General features: G+C 40.1%; 4 protein-coding genes. All 4 read right to left on the bottom strand.

The genetic code is table 11. From position 1 onward, the window contains the following. Positions 1-432 (bottom strand): DUF4381 domain-containing protein (locus Q0L68_RS17990; RefSeq protein ID WP_296705645.1); only part of this gene is annotated, 432 nt, incomplete at its 3' end. Next, on the bottom strand, positions 429-1,364 hold the full coding sequence (locus Q0L68_RS17985) for a DUF58 domain-containing protein (RefSeq protein WP_296705644.1): 936 nt from the start codon (positions 1,362-1,364) through the stop codon (positions 429-431). The genes Q0L68_RS17985 and Q0L68_RS17990, both read right to left, overlap by 4 nt. Positions 1,365-1,407: 43 nt before the next feature. Beyond that, a complete protein-coding gene (locus tag Q0L68_RS17980) occupies positions 1,408-2,376 on the bottom strand; it encodes a MoxR family ATPase (RefSeq protein ID WP_296705643.1) in 969 nt (322 codons plus the stop codon). A 98-nt stretch (positions 2,377-2,474) separates the two neighbouring features. After that, on the bottom strand, positions 2,475-3,506 hold the full coding sequence (locus tag Q0L68_RS17975; RefSeq protein WP_296705642.1) for an HAD family hydrolase: 1,032 nt from the start codon (positions 3,504-3,506) through the stop codon (positions 2,475-2,477). Positions 3,507-3,579 lie beyond the last annotated feature (73 nt).

Below are 3,579 nucleotides of genomic sequence, written 5' to 3'. Positions count from 1 at the left end.
TAAAGTATCCTGATAGATCAGCGCAATGATCTGTTGTTCATATTTCAACAAACCCACCTCTTTTCCGGTTTTGTCCAAGAAAATCAACCAAGCGTTTCCATACAGGTTACCAACTTTTTCTCTTCCAAAAACCTGGATTGCAACAGACTTAAGTATTACAAAAATTTGTGGGAAAGCCTGCCTATTTGACTCAATTTCCTGCAAAGCCACAAGTGCCTCTCTTCGGTAGCGATTGTTCAAATATCTCTTGATTAGGAAAAATACAAGGATCAATAAACACAGTGTAAAAAGCCCTCCCAAGATTGCCCAGCCTATGGTTTCAAAACTAAAGGAAACTGCAGGAGGCTCATAAATGGAGCCTATGTCAACTGGAACAGAAATCTCTGCTTGCTGTGCCAAAGTATCAACCTGTGTTCTATCTACCTGCATCATCTTTTTCTCACTTTAAAAACCTCTTTCAATTGCTCCTCAAGAGGCTCAACCGTATTGATAGAAAAAAGTGGAATGCGATGCTTTTTCATCTGGGCCTGAAAAGCCTGATAATCGGAATCAAATCCTGATTGGAAATTGTCTCTAATTTTTTTGCTTTTACCATCCACTGAAACCTGTGTGTCCTGATCTCCAGCCACAAATTTGGTTTTAGGAATATCTCTCTCTAGGGGATCATAAACCTTGATTAATACCACGTCATTGTGCTGCGCAATCTGACTTATGAATCTGGTCACCTCAGGCGAATACCGCTGAAAGTCAGAAATCAATACTACCAGATAATCGTGAGTAACAATATTCCGCGTTTTCATGGCCACTTCCTTCAGAGAGTAGTCTATATTCGCAGGGTTGGAATCAGCGAGCTCATGATTCCGATTCACTACTTTCTCCAGAAAACGGAGAATATTTCTTCTATCTCGTTTGGGCTGAATGATATCAATCCCATTGTCTGCAAAGACTACTCCTCCTACTCGATCTCCCTGTTTCAAAACTTTGAAAGCTGTCGCGGCAGCAAGCTCTGCTGCTACCACAGATTTGGTACGTATCTGTGAACCAAAAAACATGGATTTCGACTGATCTACCACGATCAAAGCTGGCTTTTCTTTTTCCTCAGAAAAAACCCGGGTATGAGTTTCCTTTGTCCTTGCCGTTATTTTCCAATCGATATTCCTGATATCATCACCTTTGACGTAGTGTCGCACTTCTTCAAAATCCAATCCTCTTCCTCTGAGCTTTGATTGATGTCTTCCTCCAAGTATACTTTTTACTTTTTGTTTTCTTGCGATCAGGGAAAAGAATTGGGAAATGCGTTCCATTCCCAGCAACTCTTTAAGAGAGGTGAAGACTTGTGATGGATACGTTTTCGAAGAGGTCATTAGTAAACGAGTTACATAAGGAAATTTTGGAATTGTCCGATATCTACCCGACTACAGCTACTACTTTTAAGACTTCATCTAAAACCTTATCAGCTGTTATTCCATCTGCATTAGCTTCATAGCTTAGGATTAATCTATGCCTTAGGCAGTCATGAACCACAGCTCTGATATTATCAGGAGCAACAAAGTCATTTCCACTCATCCACGCATGCGTTCTTGATGCCCGATCTAAGGCGATGCTTCCTCTTGGACTGGCGCCGAAGTCTATCCAACTGTCAAGCTCTGCATTGTATTTTTTAGGAAAGCGCGTTGCCGAGATGATATCCACGATATACTTCTCCATATTTTCGGAGATTTTCACCTGAGCTATTTCTTTTCTGGCTGAGAATACCACTTCAGGTGAAAGTTTAGCTTTTTCAACTTTAGAGGTGGACTTGGCTTGCTCTTGACGATTCAATCGTAAAATTGCTAATTCTGATGCATCATCTGGGTAACTGATAACCACGTGCATTAAGAATCTATCCATTTGTGCCTCAGGAAGGGGGTAAGTCCCTTCTTGTTCGACTGGATTTTGTGTAGCCATTACCATGAAAAGAGGCTCCATCTTATAAGTTTTCCCTGCTACAGAAACCTGCCTTTCTTCCATCGCTTCCAATAAAGCGGACTGAACCTTCGCTGGAGCACGGTTGATTTCATCTGCCAAAATCAGGTTGCTGAAAATAGGTCCTTCTTGAAATAGAAACTTTTCTTCCAGTTCAGGCTGGTAGATCTCCGTACCCGTCACATCGGAAGGAAGTAAATCTGGTGTAAACTGAATCCTACTTAGTCCGCAATCGAGCTCGCTTGCCAATGTCTTGATCGCTCTGGTTTTTGCCAAACCAGGAAGACCTTCCAAAAGCATATTTCCATCGGCCAGTAAAACCAAAATCAATCGATCAATCAAATCTTCCTGACCAATGATGGACGCTGACATCCTGTTTTTAAGTTCTTGTATTGATTCTTGTGGTGTCATTTTAAGAAGCTTTTTTAAAAATTAAAAAATTCAATAAAATAAAAAAAGGTTATCCGGAATAAACCGGAAAACCCCGTGAAAATTATCATAACTATATTTTAATTCAACTCAAACGGATAAATCACTTTCCAGTCATTTTTCATATCAATTACTGTCCAACCTTTACTGCTGGCTTCCTCCAAGCCTTTATCTAATCTTCCTATAGAAGAATCTTTGTCATAAGCCCACTCTCGATCAGCGTCTGTATGGTGCAGATAAAGTTGAAATGATTTGTGTTTATTAGAATCCGTCCATTGGAGCATTTGCAAATCTCCATCAGAGTTTCCAGAAGCAAATACAGGCTTTTTACCAATGAATTTATTGATTCCTACAGGTTTGCCTTCTTTATCATCAATAAAGTCTATTTTTGGCAACCGCTTGATAATCGGGTTTCCATCATTGTATTCAAACTCTGTAGCAATGCTACTACCTACTACCTGATCCGTAGGGATTCCATAGGCATTTTCCACCCAAGGTCTCATAAATTCAACGCCTCCACCAGATACAATAAATGTTTTAAAATCATTGGCCCTTAAATAATCAAGAAGCTCCAACATCGGTTGATAGATCAATTCATTGTAAGGCCTATCGAAACGTGGATGCTTGGAACTTGCTAACCATTCCAATACGATTTGCTCAAATTCTTCTGTGGACATTCCCGAGTGTGTAGCCATCACTATTTCAAGCAATCCATGTTCCCCAAAGGTCATGAGAGTTTTCATGTCATTTTCTAATACAGCTTTGAAAGGCTGTTCCTCTTTCCATTCCGGATGTTCTACAGCCATGGCCTTTACTCGATCCATGGCAAAGAATAATTGAAAATAAGCTGGCTGCTCAGACCATAAGTTTCCATCATTGTCAAATGTGGCAATACGATCTTCCACTGGGATAAAGTTTGCACTTGTTGGATTGGTAACGTCAGTTACATAATCTATGATTGCCTGTTTTGCAGAGCCTTCATTCCAGGATGCTAGCACAACCATTTCTGAGCTTGATGCCGAAGGATTTGTAGCGCTTGAGGATTCGGGCGATTGGCAGGAAGTCGAAGCAAAAATAGATGCTAGAAATAAGATTAAAAGATACTTTTTCATAGAAAACAAATTATTTGTCCAAATCATATTTATAAAGAAAAAGCCGGTCGAATTGGACCGGCTTAAGAAATTT

It is taken from the genome of Algoriphagus sp. (assembly GCF_024642405.1).
In the GTDB taxonomy this organism is placed as follows: Bacteria; Bacteroidota; Bacteroidia; order Cytophagales; family Cyclobacteriaceae; genus Algoriphagus.
The sequence above is the reverse complement of the archived record's forward strand: the minus strand, read 5'-3'. Positions and strand labels throughout refer to the sequence as shown.

Excerpts from the sequence above, each read along its gene's own strand:
- Q0L68_RS17975 (WP_296705642.1), bottom strand. The coding sequence starts at position 3,506 with ATGAAAAAGTATCTTTTAATCTTATTTCTAGCATCTATTTTTGCTTCG.
- Q0L68_RS17980 (WP_296705643.1), bottom strand. The coding sequence starts at position 2,376 with ATGACACCACAAGAATCAATACAAGAACTTAAAAACAGGATGTCAGCG.
- Q0L68_RS17985 (WP_296705644.1), bottom strand. The coding sequence starts at position 1,364 with ATGACCTCTTCGAAAACGTATCCATCACAAGTCTTCACCTCTCTTAAA.